Source organism: Kordia algicida OT-1, from assembly GCF_000154725.1.
GTDB lineage: Bacteria > Bacteroidota > Bacteroidia > Flavobacteriales > Flavobacteriaceae > Kordia > Kordia algicida.
On the sequence record NZ_DS544873.1, the window covers coordinates 3,839,471 to 3,859,255 of the forward strand.

The following is a 19,785-nucleotide window of genomic DNA, read 5'->3' on the forward strand; positions in this document are numbered from 1 at the left end:
GAAACTTTATATTTGTTACGGATGAAAAATAAAAGCACAAATTCAAATTCTGCGGAAGCGAAAAAAATAAAGAAACCTTGGCCAACAAAAGCCGCGATGCATCAAATTTATGAGCAGAAACTTTGGGGCGATAATGGTACAGATTTTTATTCTGGAGAAGGTTCTCATAAACCAGAAATAGTGAATCCGTATGTGGAAGTTGTTCGTTCTTTTTTGACATCTTTTGAGATGCCATTGGTGGTGTGCGATTTGGGTTGTGGCGATTTTAATATTGGAAAAGAATTTGTAGAATATACCAAAAAGTACATTGCAATTGATATTGTGGAAACATTAATCATTCGCAATAAAGAAAAGTTTTCAGTAGCAAATTTAGAGTTTTACTGTTTGGATATTGCTAAAGATAATTTGCCTGCGGGCGATTGCGCTTTGCTGCGTCAAGTGTTGCAACATTTATCAAATGCAGAAGTACAGCAAATTTTAGAAAAATTACGAGCTTTCAAATATGTAATTTTAACAGAACATCTTCCCGAAGGAACTTTTATTCCGAATAAAGACATTATTTCGGGACAAGGAATTCGCTTGAAGAAACAAAGTGGAATTGATATAGAAGCTTCACCTTTTCACTTTAAAGTAAAAGAAGCAACGGAATTATTGTCAATTCGTTTGCAAGATGGAAAAGGAATGATTGTTACGACGCTTTATATGACTTTTTAGATTTGCTTCGCCTAATTCAGGGTTATTTGTGCTTACGTAAGAATGACGAGTTGTGAGTTATAAGTAGTGAGTATTGAGATGTTAGTATTGAGAAATTTTACATAGATCATTTTTGAGTTTTAAATGATGATTTTCGGTTTACTTAACTTTGATAATCAGTAGTAGTAAATAACAATCTAATAGCAAAGTTTCCCAAGTCGAACTTTATAGTTGTTAAAAGCAATAAGTTTATTCATAAAAGAACATTCTTCTTTATGTATCACAACTTAAAATCGAAACAACCTTGAATCATTGAATTTTTAAATCGTTGAATTGTAATGAGCGAAGCGAATATAACAGCGTCAGCGGTCTAAAAGCGTAGCAAGTCTAAATCACAGTAAATCCAAACGCTTCATCAATTCTGGTCGCTTGGAACGACTTACGGGAATCACATCTTTCTTAATAAGCACGCTATTGTCTTCAATATCAATGATTTTCTTCAAATTGATAATATACGAACGGTGAATTTTCAGGAATAATGAATCTGGTAGTTTTTCTTCAATTTTCTTTAAAGTTGAATGAACTGTGTAGTTTTTATCTTCCGTTTTAATATGAATATAATCGCCTTTCGCTTCCACCAAATAAATGCTTGGAATGTCAATTTTAATCAAACGACGATCAATGTTGATGTAAAAATCGTTTTCCAATTTTGTTTCTACTTTCGCTTCTTCCGTTTTGGTTGCTAAAAGTTGGTGTTTTTTTGCTTTTTCAACTGCCATTTTAAAACGATCAGCATCTATAGGTTTTAGTAAATAATCTACAATACATTCGTACTGAAATGCTTCAATTGCAAATTTTGGATCGGAAGTCGTCAATACAATGCTTGGCGGATTTTTCAATGTTTTTACAAAGTCAAACCCAGTAAAATCAGGCATATGAATGTCTAAAAAGATCAAATCGACTTCGTTTTCGTTCAAATATTTAATGGCTTGCATTGCATTTGGAAATTCTTCTACAACATGCAAAGAATCAATCTCATCACACAATGTTTTTATGATTGTTCTTGCTAGTTTTTCATCATCAATAATAATACAATTCATACCTTTAAATAGTTTTTATATACGCCGTGATTGTGTTTAAAATTTGTTCAAAATCTTCTTCACCTTTCCTACTTTTTTCACGTAAATTATGCTCAAAAGCATTTGCGAGTTCATAACTTTTTTCAAGCCCTAAAATACTAATTTTGTGCTTTAGTTTGTGTACATTTTCTTCTATTTTTTTGTAATCTTTGGCAGCTAAACTTTCATAATACTCCTTTTTTTCTTCAGGAAATTCAGATTTTATAACGTCAATAAGTGTTTTTTTTATGTTTTCGTCGCCACGAGCTAATTGGTCTACGTAGGTTAAATTTGGTTGCTCCATACTTTATTTTTTTAGGGTAAAATAAAAGGTTGTTCCTAAATTTGGTGTCGATTGTATCCAAATGTCACCTTTATAAAGTTCGATAATTTTTTTGACAATTGAAAGCCCAATTCCTGTTGACTTGTAATCATTTTGCAACTTTTGAAAAGCCACAAATATTTTATCGAAGTATTTTGCTTCAATTCCTTTGCCGTTATCTTTTACGTAAAACTCATAAAAATCACCTTTGTCCGTGTAGCCAATGATAATTTCTCCTTTGGGTTTGTCATTAAATTTGATGGCATTTCGGAGTAAATTTCGAAATAATTCTTCCAAACGGAAATGATCGCCGGTAACTTTAGGTAATTTTTCTGGAATCGTAACGGTAACATGTTCAGGAATTTCCATTAAGCTCAATACTTTTTGAAGGACTTCATCTGTAGCTACTATGTAGAAATCTTTTTCAGCACGACCAATAGACGAATATTTTAGAATTCCTTTGACCAAGGTATCCATTTTTTCGACATTGCTACGAATAAGTTTGATGGTTTCTTTACCATTTTCACCCAATAATTCTTCATAATCATCTTTTAGCCAAGTCGTCAGTGCATCAATGCTTTGTAGTGGCGATTTTAAGTCGTGCGATACCAAATGTGTATAATCATTAAGCTCTTGATTCTGACGTTCTAAACTTGTCAACAATTTATCACGTTGTTTATTTATGGCTAAAATTTCTTTGGTTTGATTGTCGATTAAATCTACCAAACGCAGCGAATCTAAATCTAAGTTTTCTTGATTTTCGCCATCGTTTAAGTTGTATGAATTGAGCGTATCAATAACATTTTTTAGCTTTTTGATGATTTCTTTTTGCGAGTCCGATTCTTTACGAAGTTGCTCATTAGCTTCAAAAAGTTCTTCCGAACTGATTTTTGTAGCGCGTTGTAACATGGCAAATTGTTCGTTAGAATTGTCATACGAACGATTTACCGCATCTAGAAAACGCTCCATTTCAGGATGATTTTGCAATTCAGGAGAGAGATATTTTCGTAATTGTCTTTTTAAAAGAGGATTCATCTTTTTATTCACTTATCAGTGTAATTGTCATTGTTTGGTTGTGTAATTGACAGTTTTTTTCGCCGCCAAAAGGAGCAATTTCTCCATAGGAATACAATCCGCAAATTGTAGTTGTGTTTCCAACAACTTCAAGTACTTCTTCAATTTCTTCTTCTACACGTTGATCTAGTACCAATTTTCGTCCTATACAACTTACTAAAATTGCTAATTCGGCTTCAGTTTCTCGTAATTCTAGTGCTTGCGTTGCTGCTTGTTCGGAAGCATCTACAATAGTGTCAACATTTGTCATCATCAATTGCACACGTGAATTTTCAAGAATATCTCCAGCCAAAATCATGGAATTTTTTTCTTCGTCAATATTTAAAATTGTTCGTACAATAGATTGTTTTTCGTTGGTCGATTTTACTTTTAGCGGATATAACAACGCTGCCGCAGGCAATTCTTTTGATTTTTCGCCCAAATACTTTTTGTATAAATCTAGCGCAGGCTGATTGTCCAATTCGTACAATACATTTGCATCTGATTTTGTCACAATACGTTCTGGTCCAAAAGGTGTCCAACCACCGTTAATAGCAAAGCTGATATCAAGCGTTTCTCCATACAAACCAATGGCAACAATTTCACCCGATTTTGGCAGTTCGTTATACGAAGCAACTGTTTTTTCAAAGCGAGCTGCATCGCCACATAATGCGCCCGTAATCAATACGTTTTCTTCCGTTGCCGAGTTCATTCCTAATGTTAATTGACTTCCGTTGATAAAACTTCCTTCAGACACAATAAATATGTGTTTTAATCCTTTAGGATCAAACTGTTCAATGAGGTTTTTTCCTGTTGTATAACTGTTAATCTCAGCATCATTTTCTAGTACATTTGCTGTTTTAATTACAAACGTACTTTTTTCAAATTCGACAGCAGTAATTGTAACACTTTCATCATCGACATATTGCGATGTAATATCGCCAGAAGTAGAACCAAATACAAATTCGCCATCAGGGAAAATAGCTTTTACTTCTTCAAGGATGGTTTCACTTTCTAGCATATATCTATTTCCAAAAACCAAAACTAACGGTTTTTGAAGCGTGTTATTTTCGCCCAAGTAAGTCCAATCAGAATTTATTGTTTTTTTGAGTTGTACGGTTTTCATTTACTGCTTTTTTATGGTAAAAAAGAAGGTCGTTCCTTCTCCAAGTTCGCTTTCGAGCCAAATATTTCCTTCGTATAAATCGACAATTTTTTTCACAATAGACAAACCAATTCCGGTTGATTCTTTGCTTTTGTTTAAGGAATGAAAGATTTTGAAAATTCGGTCGTGAAATTTTTTATCAATACCGATTCCATTATCTCGTACAGAAAATTGATAGAAAGAAGGTTCTTCCACAACATCAATTTCTACAATTCCGTTGTCTTTGTCACAAAATTTAATGGCGTTACTCATTAAATTTTGAAAGAGTTGTTGAAACTTGGTAGGATCGCCTTTTACAACAGGCAGTTTTTTTAATATGTTAATTGAAATATGCTCAGGAACAAATAATAAACGATGCAAATCTTCCATTGTTGTATTGAGATCTACTTCTTTTGAAGCTGCTGTTTCCGAACCTGCGCTTGAGTATTCTAAAATGTTAGAAATTAAGTTTTCCATAATTTCTAAAGTATCTTCAATAAGTTTTAAATTTTGCAATGTAGGATCGTCAAACTTGCCTTCATTGTCCATTTTTATCCAAGAAACTAGCGCGTTGATACTGCGTAAGGGCGATTTTAAATCGTGTGAAACAATATGAGCATATTCGTATAATTCGTTGTTGCTCTTTTCGAGCTTTTCTAAGATTTTTTCTTTCTGTTTTTCAAGATTTTTAAGTTCGGTAATGTCTAAATGAATTCCGATAGAACCGATCACTTCTCCATCTAAATTATAGTTTGGAGCACCACTTATCAACCAATTTTTGGGTGTTCCTTGTTTGTCTTTAACGTTAATTTCGTATGAGTTGGATGTACCGTTGAGACGTTTTTTATTTTCTCGCTCAATGATATTTTCATCTTCTGCAATAGGAAATAACTTTCCACCAATTTGCCCAATCAATTCATCTTCATCATATCCAGACATTTCGCAAAAACTCTGATTTACCATCAAAATTTTATCGTCGTTATCAACTTCTACCAAACCAAGATTCATGTTGGCAATAATGCTGCTGTATTTTTCTTTTTGCGCTTCTAAACTTTTGCTGTATTTTCTATTGAGCGAAATATCTCGGTATGTCCACAAATGACCTTTGTAGGTGCCTCCTTTTAAAATAGGAATAAAATCTAGTTCTAAAATAGTACCGTCAGCCATTGTCAATTCTGTACCAATTACTTGCTTTTTTTCGTGTAAAATGCGATTGATCGTATTAATAAAAAGTTTTGGGTCTTTAAATAATATTTTGCTTTCTTCTGCGGCGTTAGAACAATCTTGCCCTTTTAGTAATTCGGGAGAAACGGGAATTTTAAAAATCTCACAAAACTTTGCGTTTGTCAACACAATATTGCGGTTTTCATCTTCCAATAAAACGGCGCTGTCTAAGTTGAGAATTAAGGTTGAAAGCCTGTTTTCAGATTCAATCAATTTATCATCAAACTTTTTCTGATCGGTGATGTCACGAATAATTCCTTGTGCAGCAATAGGTTTTTCGTTGGCATCAAAAATTAAACTTGCATTAATTTGAACCCAACGAACACCTTTGTTTTTTGTGTAAACACGTGCTGTATAGTTTGAAAAGCGTCCTTTTTCAATCAATTCACTAAACGATTCAAACGCATATGCTACATCTTCTTTGTATATTAAACTTGTTACATTTAGTGTTTCTTCTAAAATATTATAACCAAAAAGCTCGCAAGCAGCATCGTTCATTTTAAGCACATTTCCGCCTAAATCCATCACCAAGTACGCATCTATAATATTCTCAAAAACACCTGCTAATTGTGATGTTTTTTCACTAACAGATGCTTCAAGTTTAGAGTTGGTTACCTTTAATTCTTCCGACAATATGTATAATTCTCTCGATTTGTCTTCTAGAATTTTCTCGGCGGCTCGTCTTGCTTCTTTTTCACGCTTTAATGCGCGTTGTAATATGTCAATTTGTTCCTGACTCATTAATTTTTGTTAATGATAAATTTTACTTCCGTTCCGTCTTCTTTTATTTTTTCTAGAATGATTTCTGCTGAACTATTGAAGTGTTCAAAGGTTTTATTCATCAATCCTAAACCAAAATGATGCATGGCACGGCTCGATTTGTATATCATGGTAAGTGAATTTGCTGTTTTTTCTTCAACGACAAACGTTGGCAACTCGGCATCAGGATATATTTTTCGAACTTCTACATGAATGTGATTTTCAATAGAAGCGAGCATTTCAATAGGATCTTTGTAAGTTGCGAGCAATCCGGGATAGCTATCTTCAATAACACTGAAAAAATGTTCGGCGTAGGTGAGAAGTAAGTCGTCAATAGAAACGTCTGTATTTGCACTCAAATTTTGCAATAGTTGAAGCATCTCTGAAAAGCGATAGGTTCCAATAGATGTGTACACACCTTCAGATTCTAATTCAGATTGTGTAATGATTTTATCTACCATTTCCAATCCAAATTTGTCTTCGACTAAATCTAAAAATTCTGTAAATATAATTCCTTTCATAAGCAAAGTAAGGTTAAGTTTTTCTTTTTGTGTTTGGGATGCAAAAAAAGGTTAAGCACTTTTTAATTCGTTAATAGACCAATACGAGAGCGCAATTTCTATCTTAGAAACGTAATCTTCGTATTTTAAAGGTTTTAAAATGTAGCCAGAAATTCCAATGCGATAACATTCCAAAATATCTTTCCGATTGTCGGAAGTTGTTAAAATGATGGTAGGAATATGTCGCAAATCGGCATCTTTTTTTAAGATAGACAAAAACTCAATACCATTTATTTTTGGCATATTTAAGTCTAATAAGATGATATCGGGTAAGTTTTCTTTCGTTTCTAATATCGCCAACGCTTCTTCTGCATTCTTCGCTTCTGTAATTTCATGTTTGGCTTCTAACAAAGAAACAGTACGATTCATCTTCATGATTTCGATCATGTTGTCTTCGATTAGTAATACTTTTAATGAATTTTTCATTTTTTCTTATGTAAGCAATTATACATACAATTTTACATCATAAAAAACCAATAAAAGTTGAATACAGTTTAACGAAGAAGAAGTGTAGACGAAATGCAAAAAAGTGTAGATGAAGTTTTTTCCGAAAGGTTGTTTTTAGGAAAATCATCAAGTAAAGTCAACAAAAAAACCTTCACTTTTTACAGCAAAGGTTTCTTGTTAATAGATTTATTTTAAAGGATTTACACGTGTTTTCCTTTTTCCCAACCGTGTTTTCCTAAATATTGATTTCCGCTTTCTACAGCGCCTTCTTCAATAGAAGTCCCCATGCTGTCATTCCATCGATTTAAATATCCGAACAATGAAATCACACCCAACATTTCTACAATTTCGCCTTCATTCCAATGTTTGTATAATTCAGCTTTAATGTCTTCATTTACCGCATTTGGAATGATAGAAGCTGCTAGTGAAAAATCTAACGCAGCACGTTCTGCATCCGAAAACGCAGGATGTGTTTTGTATTCCCAAATATTATCTAACTGTTCTTGCTCAGCTCCGTAACGTTCTGCGGCTCTAATGGCATGCGCTTGGCAGTAACGACAACCTGTAGCATTACTACTTACCCAAGCAATCATTCGTTTCAAAGCCGAAGTAACACGACCTTCATTTGCCATTACTGCTTTATTTAAGTTGATAAATGCTTTTGAAATGGCTGGTCTGCGTTGCATAGTCAATACCGAATTTGGGCAAAACCCAAGTGTTTCATTAAAAAATTCGGCTAATTCTTTGGTTTCCAAATCGTGATCTGGACTTAGTGGTGTTACTAATGGCATAATCGTATATTTTTAAATTAATTACTTGTATTTTTGAACCAACAAGAAACGAAAAAAACTTCAGATATGGCACATAAAATAACAACACAGTGGAAAGGAAACATGTTATTTGAATCCGACAATCCAACAGGACAAACGCTTTTAATAGACACTTCTCCAGAAAATGGTGGAAACAACGAAGGATTAGCTCCAAAAGCAATGATGTTATCGTCGTTGGCAGGGTGTTCAGGTTTAGATGTAGTTTCTATCCTAAACAAAATGAAAGTTTCGGTGGAAGATTTTAAAATGGAAGTCACAGGCGAATTGACAGAAGAACATCCAAAATATTACCATACCGTTACGGTAGATTATCATTTTTATGGACAAGATTTAGATGAAAAAAAGATTCAACGCGCGGTAAATTTATCGGTAGAAACCTATTGTGGTGTTATGGAAATGTTCCGTCGTTTTGCAAAAGTGGAAACCAATACGTATTTTCACAGTTCTTAATTCCGTAGTATAATTTTCCTCAGTTTTAGATTCAAACCATTACTTCGAGTCATTCAGGTATTTTGTGAATCAGATATTTCTAGAAAAATGAAAAAGTCACTTCAAGTGATTTTTTGAAGAAAAATAGTATTTCGACTACGCTCAATAGCGCTATCGAGAAGTATTTTGAAACCAAAACAACAACAGAATAATAAACCACGAATAAAATTAGATTTTGAAACCAAACAAAAAGTAAAAATCTAAACAAAAAACCATGCGCTGGACACTAAAACCAAAACCAGAAACCGCTAAAATTCAACATTTACAAGAAGTGTTGCAAGTTGATGAAATTGTCGCAACACTTTTATTACAACGCGGCATTGAAACCTTTGAAGAAGCTAAAAACTTTTTTCGCCCTTCTATCGAGCAAATTCACGACCCTTTTTTAATGAAAGATATGGATGTCGCTGTCGCGCGAATTGACAAAGCGATTGAAAATGGTGAAAATATCATGGTCTATGGCGATTATGATGTGGATGGAACAACTTCGGTTGCGCTGGTTTCTTCGTATTTAAAAACCATATATCCGCAAATTGCAACTTATATTCCAGATCGCTATGAAGAAGGTTATGGATTGTCTTTTCAGGGAATTGACTATGCTTCCGACAACGACATTTCGTTAATTATTACGCTCGATTGTGGCATTAAAGCCATTGATAAAGTAGCGTATGCAACCGAAAAAGGAATTGATATTGTCATCTGCGATCATCACCGACCAGGAAACGAACTGCCAAAAGCTGTCGCAGTTTTAGATCCGAAACGAGACGATTGTGCTTATCCGTACGATGAGTTATGCGGTTGTGGCGTTGGTTTCAAGTTAATTCAAGCACTAGCTTCCAAAAGAGGAAAAACGGTTACTGATTTATTTCCATATTTAGATTTGGTAGCCACTGCAATTGCCGCAGATATTGTTCCGTTAACAGGCGAAAATAGAACACTTGCATACTTCGGAATGAAAGTGATTAACAAGTCGCCGAGAGCAGGTATCAAAGCGATCATTAGTCAACTAAAAAAGAAAGAATTTACCATTACAGATGTCGTTTTTGTGGTCGCACCGCGAATCAATGCCGCAGGAAGAATCAGTCAAGGGTTACATGCGGTAGAATTGCTTACGGAGAATAATCTAGAAGTTGCCAAACAATATGCAGCGTCCATTGAAAAATATAATTCTGAACGACGCACACTCGATCAGGAGATTACAAAAGAAGCTTTTCAACAAATAGAAAAATTAGAAGAACAAGAACGTTTTACAACCGTAGTTTACGACGAAAATTGGCACAAAGGTGTCATTGGAATTGTCGCCTCCCGATTGATCGAAACCTATTATCGTCCGACGTTGGTTTTTACAAAAAGTGGTGACAAATTAGCCGCTTCCGCGCGATCTGTAAAAGGCTTTGATGTCTACAATGCTTTGGAACAATGCAAAGAACACATTACGCAATTTGGCGGACACAAATACGCCGCAGGATTGACCTTAAAAGAAGAAAACTATCAAGCGTTTAAAGATGCTTTTGAAGAAGTCGTAAAAAATACAATTGATAAAAATCTGCTCACGCCCGAAATTTTAATTGATAAAGAAATTACACTCAAAGAAATCACGCCAAAATTCTATCGAATTCTCAAACAATTTGCGCCATTTGGTCCACAAAACATGAGTCCGATCTTTATGAGTACACAACTAAAAGATACAGGTTTTGCCAAATGTGTTGGCGCTGAAAAAGATCATTTAAAGCTATGCGCTGTACAGCGAAAATCACCACGAATCAACGGAATCGGTTTCAACTTAGGCGATAAACTTTCTAAAGTACAAGATAAAAAAACATTTGACGCGGTATATTCTATTGATGAAAATACTTGGGAAGGAAAAACGACGTTACAATTGCGATTACGAGATATACGATGATTTGAAAATTTACTTTTGGGAAAATGTCAGTTCGAGCGCAGTCGAGAACACTGTGATACTTCTAATTAAAATTTCGTCAAGTTAAACTCACTTTGTCATTCCGCACTTGATGCGGAATCCACTTTGAAGACATCCTGATTCCTGAATCCAAAAATCCTGACTCTCAGAAAAACAACTTATCAACACGAAAACGGTTGCGCACTTTTTTTTAAACTAAAAACTGTACTTTTAAAAAGAAATCAATTGCAATCATTATGAAAACCGTTTTTAAAATATGTTTCTTAGTAGGAATTTGTTGTTTTATTTCTTGTACTGAAGAAGTAAAAAGTGTCGCGATTTCTTCGCCAAACGACAATTTGAATGTTTCTTTTTTCTTGTCAGATAACGGAACAGCACATTACAAAGTTGTACACAAATCAACTGTAGTGATTGATACTTCTAGTTTAGGTTTTGAATTGAAAGATGTTGCTTCATTAGACCGAAATTTTAAAATCGTAAAAACCACGACGAATTCAGTTGATGAAACTTGGAAAATGCCTTGGGGCGAACAAGAATCTGTACGAAATCATTACAACGAACTTGCCATTAAATTACAAGAGAAAGATGCGCTACAGCGAAAACTAAATATTGTTTTTAAAGTATATAATGATGGAATTGGCTTTCGCTACGAATTCCCTGAACAAGAAAACTTAAAAGAAGTTATTATCACGGATGAAAACACACAATTTCAACTCACAGGCGATCACAAAACTTGGTGGATTCCAGGTGATTGGGATATTTATGAGCATTTATACACAACTTCAAATGTGTCTGAAATTGATGCACTAAGTAAAGCAAATCACGCGAATTTGGCACAAACCTACATTCCAGAAAATGCTGTGAATACACCCGTAACCATGCGAACAAAAGATGGTTTGCATCTCAGTTTCCACGAAGCTGCCTTGATTGATTATTCAGGAATGACACTCAAAGTTGATACCAAAAAATTATCATTTCAGAGTGAATTGGTTGGCTCAGAAAGAACCAATTACAAAGTAAAACGAACGACACCATTTACAACGCCGTGGCGAACGATTCAAATTGCAGAAAAAGCTACCGAATTGATTGATTCAAAACTAATTGTCAATCTCAATGAACCTTCAAAAATAGATAACGTTTCATGGTTTACACCAATGAAATACACAGGAATTTGGTGGGAAATGCACTTAGGAAAATCCTCATGGGACAAAGCCGCAGGAAAACATGGAGCCACAACGGAAAACGCCAAAGCATTCATTGATTTTTCAGCAAAAAATAATATCAAAGGTGTTTTAGTAGAAGGTTGGAATACAGGTTGGGAACATTGGATTGGTTTTGAAGATCGCGAAGGTGTTTTTGATTTTGTCACTCCTTACGACGATTACAATTTGCAAGAAGTTGTGCGCTATGCCAACGAAAAAGGAGTAGAAATTATCATGCATCACGAAACTTCGGCGGCAATTGGAACGTACGATAAACAAATGGACAAAGCCTATCAATTGATGAAAGATTTAGATATTCACTCCGTAAAATCAGGTTATGTGGGGAAAATTATTCCGAAAGGCGAATATCATCACGGACAATGGATGGTAAATCATTACAACAATGCGGCGATCAAAGCAGCAGATTATGAAGTTGCCGTAAATGCGCACGAACCAACCAAAGCAACAGGTTTGCGCAGAACGTATCCAAATATTATTTCCCGAGAAGGTTTACGCGGACAAGAATTTAACGCGTGGGCATCCGATGGTGGAAATCCTGCAGAACATTTGCCAATTGTAGCATTTACTCGAATGTTGGCGGGTCCGATAGATTATACACCTGGAATTTTTAACATCAAACTTTCTCCTTACAAGGAAAAGAATCAAGTAAATACGACCATTTCTCAGCAATTGGCATTGTATGTAGTCATTTACAGTCCGATTCAAATGGCAGCAGATTTAATAGAACATTACGAAGGAAATCCTGCGTTGCAATTCATCCGAGATGTTGGTGTCGATTGGAAACAAACCAAAGTCCTTAATGGAGAAGTTGGCGATTTTGTTACGATTGCACGTGAAGAACGTGACACAGGAAACTGGTTTTTAGGAAGTATTACGGATGAAAATGCTCGTGATTTGGAAGTCTCTCTAGATTTTTTATCGCCAAATACAACGTATACTGCAACGATTTATAAAGATGGAAAAGAGGCACATTGGAACGACAATCCGACAGCAATTGAAATAGAAACCATGGAAGTAACAGCTGAAACAAAACTCAATTTGCAATTGGCTGCTGGTGGCGGAACTGCGATTAGCTTTATGAAAAAGTAATTTAGTTTACGGAGTGTCACTTCGAGCGCAGTCGAGAAGTCATCAATATAAAACTTTTAAATCACTTCTATTTATGGTTTGTAATCTCAATTTCAGAAATATCTAACTTAGAAAGTTTATCTCCTGTAGATTAATTCCATTTTATAGCGTATTTTTGAAGGGAAATTTCAAGACGTGCAAAAACAAGATCCTTACGCAGCTTTACGATTTAAAGAATTCAACATCTTCTTATTGGTTCGATTCTTTTTGGTGTTTGGTTGGTCTATGCAATTCATTGTGATTGAATGGGAAGTATATTCTATCACTAAAGATCCTTGGTCGCTAGGCTTAATTGGTTTGATGGAAGTCATTCCCGCAGTTTCGATGGCATTATTTGCAGGACATATTGTAGATCAACGTGAAAAACGAAATTTATTGGCAATCTGTATCGCCTTTTTTTCTTTGATTAGTTTTGGATTATTCTTGTTGACATCACCCGAAATTACAGCCAATTGGTCACAAAAATCCGTTTTATATAGTATTTACGGATTGGTCTTTTTTGGTGGTTTTTTACGTTCATTTTTCGGTCCAACGATTTTTTCGCTAGTTGCGCTAATTGTTCCTAAAAAAATATATCCAAATGCCGCAACTTGGAGTAGTTCTACATGGCAAACGGCAACTATTTTAGGACCAGCTTTCGCTGGATTTACCATCAATTGGATTGGTGTTCATTGGTCGTTATGTGTCATTTTTGCGTTAGTTCTTTTGTCATTTTTGATTCTATTTTTCATTCCAAAAAAGCCAATATTAAATCCTAAAATAGGTGAAAATGTCTGGAAAAGTTTGGGTGAAGGCATCAAATTTGTCGCAAGTGAAAAAGCAGTTTTAGGTGCGTTAACCTTAGATATGATTGCAGTTTTATTTGGTGGAGCAGTCGCGTTATTACCAGTATTTGCACAAGATATCTTAGAAGTAGGATCGCAAGGATTTGGAATGTTAAGAGCTGCGCCTGCCGTTGGAGCAGTATTGACAATGTTGGTTACAGCATACATTCCTATAAGTAAAAATGCTGGACTCAAATTATTAGGAGCAATTTTTGGATTTGGTGTGTGTATCATCATTTTTGGACTCTCAACGATGTTTTGGATTTCACTAATCGCGTTATTTTTTAGTGGTGTTTTTGATGGAGTTTCTATGGTAATTCGCCAAACGATTTTACAACTCAAAACACCTGATGAAATGCGTGGACGTGTAGCTTCGGTAAATTCGATGTTTGTTGGTTCATCCAACGAATTGGGCGCGTTTGAAAGTGGATTAACTGCAAAATTAATGGGAACTGTTACCGCAGTTGTTTTTGGTGGAACGATGACGTTAATTACGGTGATAACTACAGGATTGATTTCGCCAACGTTCCGAAACTTAGATTTAACCGAAGATGTAAAAGCACACGAAGCTTTAGAATCTTAACACAAATTTATTTAGACTAATTATAAATAATTGTATATTTGGTTTCTCAAATTGAAAAACCATGAGCGACATACATCGTATTTATCATAATGACATCGGAATTGCTTTTCAGTGGAAACAAGATTTGGCTAAAAATAAGCACGATCGGTTTCAGGTAATTTTTAGAGATACCGGATTTTATTTGACGCTTTCGCAGCTAAAAAATTTTGCAAAACTCATTGAGCAAGCTGCAAATCGTGGTTATTGTAAAGATTGTAAGGCGAAAAATAATTGTCGTTCTATTCTGCTGAAAACGCCAGCTGCTAATGTAGATTTGGCTGTTTCAGAGAAAGAGTTAGAAACGATTTCTGATTTGATTGAAGGAACATTGTTTCAAATACATCTTCGCACGTATTTGAACGATCTTTGTCGGAATTAGATTTTTTTAGATTTCAGACTTGGCTTTGCTTTTTAGATGTAAGGTTCGCTTCGCTCAATTCAAGGATTTAAAGATTCAATGATTTAAGGTTGTTTCTGATAACATTATTGATTTAATGTAAAATGTTAAGTTTTGAATGTTAAATGCGTTTCTAAGATAAATTTGAGTGTTGTTTGAAACTAATTGATACATTTTCAAATTTTCAAATTGCTACATTAATAGCGTTTTAGGTTCGCTTCGCTCAATTGAATGATTTAAAAATTCAATGATTCAAGGTTGTTTCAATTTTAGGTTGTGATACATAAAGAAGCATGTTCTTATATGAATAAACTGATTGATTTTAGACCGCTGACGCTGTTAGATATTAGACACACTTCGCTTTTAGACTTAATTTCTGTAAACAGAAATTTCTTAGATTTTCACTCAACCTATCGTCATGCTGAACTTCGGAATGACAAAACCTATGGTTTTCAAAGTACTTCTCGATACATTTTCTTTGAAAAAATACTCGAAGTGACGGTTGTTTAATGTATCAATTTGAGAATGTACCAATCAATACAACAAAAGCTAACTATCTAATGATCTAAAAAAGCAAAGCTGAAATCTAAAGCGAAGCAGTCTAAGAATCTGCGTCATATTTCTTCAAAGAAAGCGTTTTTCCATCAAATTCACCGTATGTATAATACTGAATCCAATCGCCTAGATTTACATATTTACTTTTTTCGTTGAGGTCAATTTCTAACGGTAGATGACGATGTCCGAATACAAAATAATCGTAGTGTTTGGTTTCCAATTTTCGTTTAGAATATTGTACCAGCCATTCGTTGTCTTCTCCTAAAAACGTAGCATCATCATCACCAGAAATGAGTTTATTTTTTACCGAAAGATATTGCGCAATTCGGACACCAATATCAGGATGCAACCAACGAAAACACCATTTGAAAAACGGATTGGTAAATACTTTTTTCATGCGTTTGTAGCCTTTGTCTCCAGGACCTAAACCATCTCCGTGACCAATAAAAAATGTTGTATTATTAAAAGTAAATTCTTTTGGTTTGTGATATACAGGAATGTTGAGTTCTTTCTCAAAATAACCATTCATCCATAAATCATGATTTCCGACGAAGAAGAAAATTTGAATGCCTTTGTCGCGAAGTTCTGCTAGCTTTCCAAGCGTTCGTACAAATCCTTTTGGTACTACGGTTTTATATTCAAACCAAAAATCGAACAAATCACCCAACAAAAAGATAGCGGCTGCATCGTGCTCAATTTCATTCAGCCAAGCCACAAATTTTTTCTCTCTAGGAAAACTCGCTTCTGCCGTAGGCGCGCCTAAGTGATTGTCTGAGGAGAAGTATATTTTTTTTCCTTCGGGAATGTTCATGGTGTAAATATAGCAATTCTTTCATTCCTGCCTTCGCAGGAATCTTCTTCTTAGTAGCAAATCGTTTTAATAAAAAAGTGCTGAATCAAATTCAGTATAAAGTTATGCTTCATTATCACTTGCAAACCATTCTGCACATGACGAATCGGTTTCTTGTAAGCGCAACGAGAACAATTTGATCGTTTTAGGAAGTCTTTTTTTGATCTTTTCAGCAAAATCAATCACCATATTTTCACTTGTTGGCTGATAATCAGCTAAGATTACATTGTGTCCTTCTTCGCGCATGTTCATCGCCAAGTTAATGTGTGGCGTATTTTTATTGAAAACAATCGCATGATCGAATACATCAACAACTTCTTCTTTTACGATTTTTTTCAGATCGCTAAAGTCAATCACCATTCCCCATTTTACATTCGTATTGTCTGTAATTGGCGTTCCAATCACGGTTACAGAAAGTTTATAACTGTGTCCGTGTACGTTTTTACATTTCCCGTCATAACCATATAATGCATGACCAGTTTCAAAATTAAATTGCTTTGTAATGCGAATTTTGCTCATTTTCATTTTCAATTAATGCGCAAAGATAGTTTTTTTTACCTTTTGTCTTTCCTGTAAAGAGAAGCAATCTATTTTTATCTCAGCATAAAGTTTTTAAAGTTGCACTTTTTTCCAAACAAAACCAGCTTTCAAAAATCAAAATAATACATTTGCACCATATTTTAAGAAGATTGACAGTTTCCTGATATGAATATAAAAACCATTCTATCAAAACCGCTTCCCGTGGTTTGGTATCGATTTGTACAGCTTGTAAAGTTGAAAATGTATGTAAAGACGAAATTTTGGCAAAAGATTGTACCAAAAATTCATCAAGAAGTTAGCAAATCAAAAGAAACTTGGAAGGCAAAGAGTTTATTATTTGCTACAGATTTTAAAGCATCTGAGATTCATCAAGCATTACAACAGCAGACTATTTTAGATGCCGAACATATTATGAATGGAAACATTTCCGTTTTTGATGTGGAATATAGGTTTACACAACCCATTTCATGGCATACCGATTGGCGAGCCGATTATGAATGGAAAAACAAATACTTTAAAAGCTATTCTTTTTATGAAAAAAACAAAGCCAAAGAGTTTGATGTAAAGTTTCCGTGGGAATTGTCGCGTTTGAGTTTTCTGATTCCTGTAGCACGCGCGTATCAACTGGAAGAAAAAGCAACGCAATTGGCTTATATTCAGTCGATTTTAGCCGATTGGAAAGTGAAAAATCCGATAGGTTTTTCTGTGAATTGGTATCCGATGGAAGTTTCCGTGCGAACGATAAATTTGATTCAATTGCGAGAAATTTTATTAGAAGCTGCAAATACCGACGAAGTTGTTAATTTATTAAATAAAATTTTGTTGCTTCACGGAATTTTCTTGTGGCGAAATGTAGAGTATACCGATGTTCGCGGAAATCATTATTCGGCAAATTTAACGGCATTGTTGCTTTTAGGAAGCGTTTTTAAAGATTTCTACTCGGAAGCAAAAACGTGGTACAACTACGCTGTAAAACATACCGAAAAAGAGTTTCATTTACAGTTTATAAAAGATGGTGTGAATTTTGAAAAATCAATTCCGTATCACAGACTTGTGGTAGAATTTTACCTCATCTCGTTTCTCGTGATGCAACGCGCAGGATTGAAAATTAAGGAAAACACCTTGCAAATTTTAAAAAACACCTGCGAATTCACACGTGATGTCACAAAACCCGATCAGTTAACGCCAATTATTGGTGACAACGATAGTGCTTCTGTGTTGCAAAACGATCAAGTTTCGTTGAACGATCATACCAATATGTTGCAATTGGCAAGTGTATTCTTCCAAGATAAACGCTTAAATATTAGTAAAGAAAAGTATCATTCTGTATATGAAATTTTTGGAACAGAAGCCGTTAAGAATTTGAGTTCGACTTCACAAGATACTTTTGCTTCGTATCATTATAAAGATGGCGGATTTATCACGGTAAAAGACGCGCAAAACTATTTTATTACCGATGTTGGCGAAGTAGGAATGAAAGGTCGCGGCGGACACGGACATAACGATTTGTTTAGTTTTGAGTTGATGTTTGACAAAGAAAATATCATTGTCGATCCAGGTTGTTACACCTATACAGGCGATTTAGCGTTGAAAACCAAAATGAAATCTACCGCATATCACAACGGATTACAGGTTGATGATGAAGAAATGGCACCAATGGTTGGAAATTGGGGAATTAGTGATGTTGCACAACCTTTTGAGGTTTCTTGTGAAGCTTCCGAAGAAAAAGTAGTTATTTCTGGAAAACATGCAGGTTACCAACGTTTGGAAGATGCGGTAACACACAAACGAAGGTTTGAAATTGATAAAAGTGGTTTCAAAATGAGCTGTATCGATGAAATTGACTGTGAATCAAGTCATAAAATCACGAGAAACTTACATTTTAACGAGAAAGCTGTCTTAGAAATTAAGGAGAATGTTATATTTATAAAGAATAACAAAGCCTCCTCAAAAATAACGGTTGACAATGCTACAACCGTTCGTATTGAAAATTACACGTTAAGTTACAATTACGGATCTAAAGTCACGGCTCAAAAAGTGGTTTTGGAAACTGAAATAACGGGGAAAAGTTCCCTGCAATTTATAATTGAAAAAGAAAATGATTAAAAATTTACACATGAAAAAACTAATTGCATTATGCTTTCTCTTTGCTTTTATAGTATCGTGTTCGTCAAATGATGATACTGTTGCGGAAGAAGAACAAAACACAGTATTACGACCTTCAAAAATTTCAAAAGGAGGTACTTATTGGTTATTTGAATACGATGAAGATCGTGTTGTTAAAATAGAGCAATATATTATAGACGAGCAATATATTGTGAGCAATGTTTTACTAAGAACCTATGAGTTTAATTTTGATAATATAAACAATTTGACTTCCATTGATGTAATAGAAAATAGTTATGGTATTGAAAGAACACTAGATATAACTTTTGAAAATGGTTTAGTCATGGAGCATGGAACATCGCCTTGGTTCTCATCGATGCCGCTAAACATATCTTCTTACAGTTATAATTCATTAAATCAAATAATAGAAAATAACTATGAAGGAAAACAATCAGACGGTGAGGTAATTTGGACTGTTCTATATAATGAATATTATACTTATGATGTGAATAATAATCTCAGAAAATATGAAAGAGAAAATATATTAAATGATGGTAATTATATTTTTAAATTCATTTATGATGATAAAAATCATCCGTTTAAAAATATAGATTCACGTAGTAGATTGTTATTAAAGCTACCTAACCATATATGGGACGATGGTTGGAGTATTTATAATGATTATGATATTATTTCAGAATTCGAATTTTTAGATACAGCTAAATCTTTTTACAACAACTGCATTCAAACTCTTGATGAAAGTAATTACGAAATATCTTCATGGACATTAATTTATAACGACCAAGATTATCCAATTGAAATCCAACCCAGTACTGGTTGGATTCCTGGAATAATTTATATAGAATACGAGGAATTTCCAGAATAATTAGAGCAAATCTTCAAACTAAACAGACAAACCACAATTATTAATCCACTTAATAATTGTGGTTTTGTTTTAATAAATTAGTTTTGTAGTTGGA

Annotated in this window: 19 protein-coding genes; 9 read left to right on the top strand and 10 right to left on the bottom strand. The window is 34.4% G+C overall.

Annotated elements, in window-relative coordinates; genetic code table 11:
- Positions 1–21 precede the first annotated feature (21 nt).
- Positions 22–714 carry a class I SAM-dependent methyltransferase gene (locus tag KAOT1_RS16420; protein ID WP_007095991.1) on the top strand — a complete coding sequence of 231 codons (693 nt, stop codon included), beginning with the start codon at positions 22–24 and terminating at the stop codon, positions 712–714.
- Positions 715–1,085: 371 nt separating this feature from the next.
- On the opposite strand, the gene KAOT1_RS16425 is transcribed toward KAOT1_RS16420, so the two are convergent.
- The 8 genes from KAOT1_RS16425 to KAOT1_RS16460 form a co-directional block, all read right to left on the bottom strand.
- Complete coding sequence (locus tag KAOT1_RS16425) at positions 1,086–1,793, bottom strand: LytR/AlgR family response regulator transcription factor (protein ID WP_007095992.1); 708 nt, start codon at positions 1,791–1,793, stop codon at positions 1,086–1,088.
- Between the two features lie 4 nt (positions 1,794–1,797).
- A complete protein-coding gene (locus KAOT1_RS16430; RefSeq protein WP_007095993.1) occupies positions 1,798–2,115 on the bottom strand; it encodes an Hpt domain-containing protein in 318 nt (105 codons plus the stop codon).
- A gap of 3 nt (positions 2,116–2,118) precedes the next feature.
- A complete protein-coding gene (locus tag KAOT1_RS16435; RefSeq protein WP_007095994.1) occupies positions 2,119–3,168 on the bottom strand; it encodes a sensor histidine kinase in 1,050 nt (349 codons plus the stop codon).
- A gap of 4 nt (positions 3,169–3,172) precedes the next feature.
- Complete coding sequence (locus KAOT1_RS16440; RefSeq protein ID WP_007095995.1) at positions 3,173–4,312, bottom strand: FIST signal transduction protein; 1,140 nt, start codon at positions 4,310–4,312, stop codon at positions 3,173–3,175.
- The gene (locus tag KAOT1_RS16445; protein WP_007095996.1) at positions 4,313–6,295 is read right to left on the bottom strand and encodes a PAS domain-containing sensor histidine kinase; all 1,983 of its coding nucleotides are present in this window, start codon (positions 6,293–6,295) and stop codon (positions 4,313–4,315) included. It abuts the gene before it with no gap.
- A complete protein-coding gene (locus KAOT1_RS16450; RefSeq protein ID WP_007095997.1) occupies positions 6,295–6,834 on the bottom strand; it encodes a heme NO-binding domain-containing protein in 540 nt (179 codons plus the stop codon). The genes KAOT1_RS16445 and KAOT1_RS16450 overlap by 1 nt, the downstream gene beginning before the upstream one ends.
- Positions 6,835–6,885: 51 nt before the next feature.
- A complete protein-coding gene (locus KAOT1_RS16455) occupies positions 6,886–7,299 on the bottom strand; it encodes a response regulator (protein WP_007095998.1) in 414 nt (137 codons plus the stop codon).
- 221 nt (positions 7,300–7,520) lie between these two features.
- Positions 7,521–8,111, bottom strand: coding sequence for a carboxymuconolactone decarboxylase family protein (locus KAOT1_RS16460; protein WP_007095999.1), 591 nt, complete (start codon positions 8,109–8,111; stop codon positions 7,521–7,523).
- 66 nt (positions 8,112–8,177) lie between these two features.
- Between KAOT1_RS16460 and KAOT1_RS16465 the strand changes: the two genes are divergently transcribed.
- The 6 genes from KAOT1_RS16465 (at position 8,178) to KAOT1_RS23035 (ending at position 15,264) form a co-directional block, all read left to right on the top strand.
- Positions 8,178–8,600, top strand: coding sequence for an OsmC family protein (locus KAOT1_RS16465; protein WP_007096000.1), 423 nt, complete (start codon positions 8,178–8,180; stop codon positions 8,598–8,600).
- A gap of 253 nt (positions 8,601–8,853) precedes the next feature.
- Positions 8,854–10,542 carry a single-stranded-DNA-specific exonuclease RecJ gene (gene recJ, locus KAOT1_RS16470; protein WP_007096001.1) on the top strand — a complete coding sequence of 563 codons (1,689 nt, stop codon included), beginning with the start codon at positions 8,854–8,856 and terminating at the stop codon, positions 10,540–10,542.
- Positions 10,543–10,796: 254 nt separating this feature from the next.
- Positions 10,797–12,872 (top strand): glycoside hydrolase family 97 protein, encoded by a 2,076-nt coding sequence (locus KAOT1_RS16475; protein WP_007096002.1) that lies wholly within the window; start codon positions 10,797–10,799, stop codon positions 12,870–12,872.
- A gap of 174 nt (positions 12,873–13,046) precedes the next feature.
- Positions 13,047–14,318, top strand: a complete 1,272-nt coding sequence (locus tag KAOT1_RS16480; protein WP_007096003.1) for an MFS transporter — start codon at positions 13,047–13,049, stop codon at positions 14,316–14,318.
- Between the two features lie 61 nt (positions 14,319–14,379).
- Positions 14,380–14,736 (top strand): DUF6686 family protein, encoded by a 357-nt coding sequence (locus KAOT1_RS16485; protein ID WP_007096004.1) that lies wholly within the window; start codon positions 14,380–14,382, stop codon positions 14,734–14,736.
- Between the two features lie 321 nt (positions 14,737–15,057).
- Positions 15,058–15,264 carry a hypothetical protein gene (locus tag KAOT1_RS23035; protein ID WP_157560157.1) on the top strand — a complete coding sequence of 69 codons (207 nt, stop codon included), beginning with the start codon at positions 15,058–15,060 and terminating at the stop codon, positions 15,262–15,264.
- A 91-nt stretch (positions 15,265–15,355) separates the two neighbouring features.
- On the opposite strand, the gene KAOT1_RS16490 is transcribed toward KAOT1_RS23035, so the two are convergent.
- Together KAOT1_RS16490 and KAOT1_RS16495 are read right to left on the bottom strand one after the other, a co-directional pair.
- Positions 15,356–16,120, bottom strand: coding sequence for a UDP-2,3-diacylglucosamine diphosphatase (locus KAOT1_RS16490; RefSeq protein WP_007096005.1), 765 nt, complete (start codon positions 16,118–16,120; stop codon positions 15,356–15,358).
- Positions 16,121–16,222: 102 nt separating this feature from the next.
- Entirely contained in the window at positions 16,223–16,678 is a 456-nt protein-coding gene (locus tag KAOT1_RS16495) for a 6-pyruvoyl trahydropterin synthase family protein (protein WP_040560134.1), read from the bottom strand.
- Between the two features lie 186 nt (positions 16,679–16,864).
- Between KAOT1_RS16495 and KAOT1_RS16500 the strand changes: the two genes are divergently transcribed.
- Together KAOT1_RS16500 and KAOT1_RS16505 are read left to right on the top strand one after the other, a co-directional pair.
- Positions 16,865–18,805, top strand: a complete 1,941-nt coding sequence (locus KAOT1_RS16500; protein ID WP_007096007.1) for an alginate lyase family protein — start codon at positions 16,865–16,867, stop codon at positions 18,803–18,805.
- Positions 18,806–18,815: 10 nt separating this feature from the next.
- Positions 18,816–19,691: a hypothetical protein gene (locus KAOT1_RS16505; RefSeq protein ID WP_157560159.1), complete on the top strand. Its 876-nt coding sequence runs from the start codon at positions 18,816–18,818 to the stop codon at positions 19,689–19,691.
- Positions 19,692–19,785: the final 94 nt, after the last annotated feature.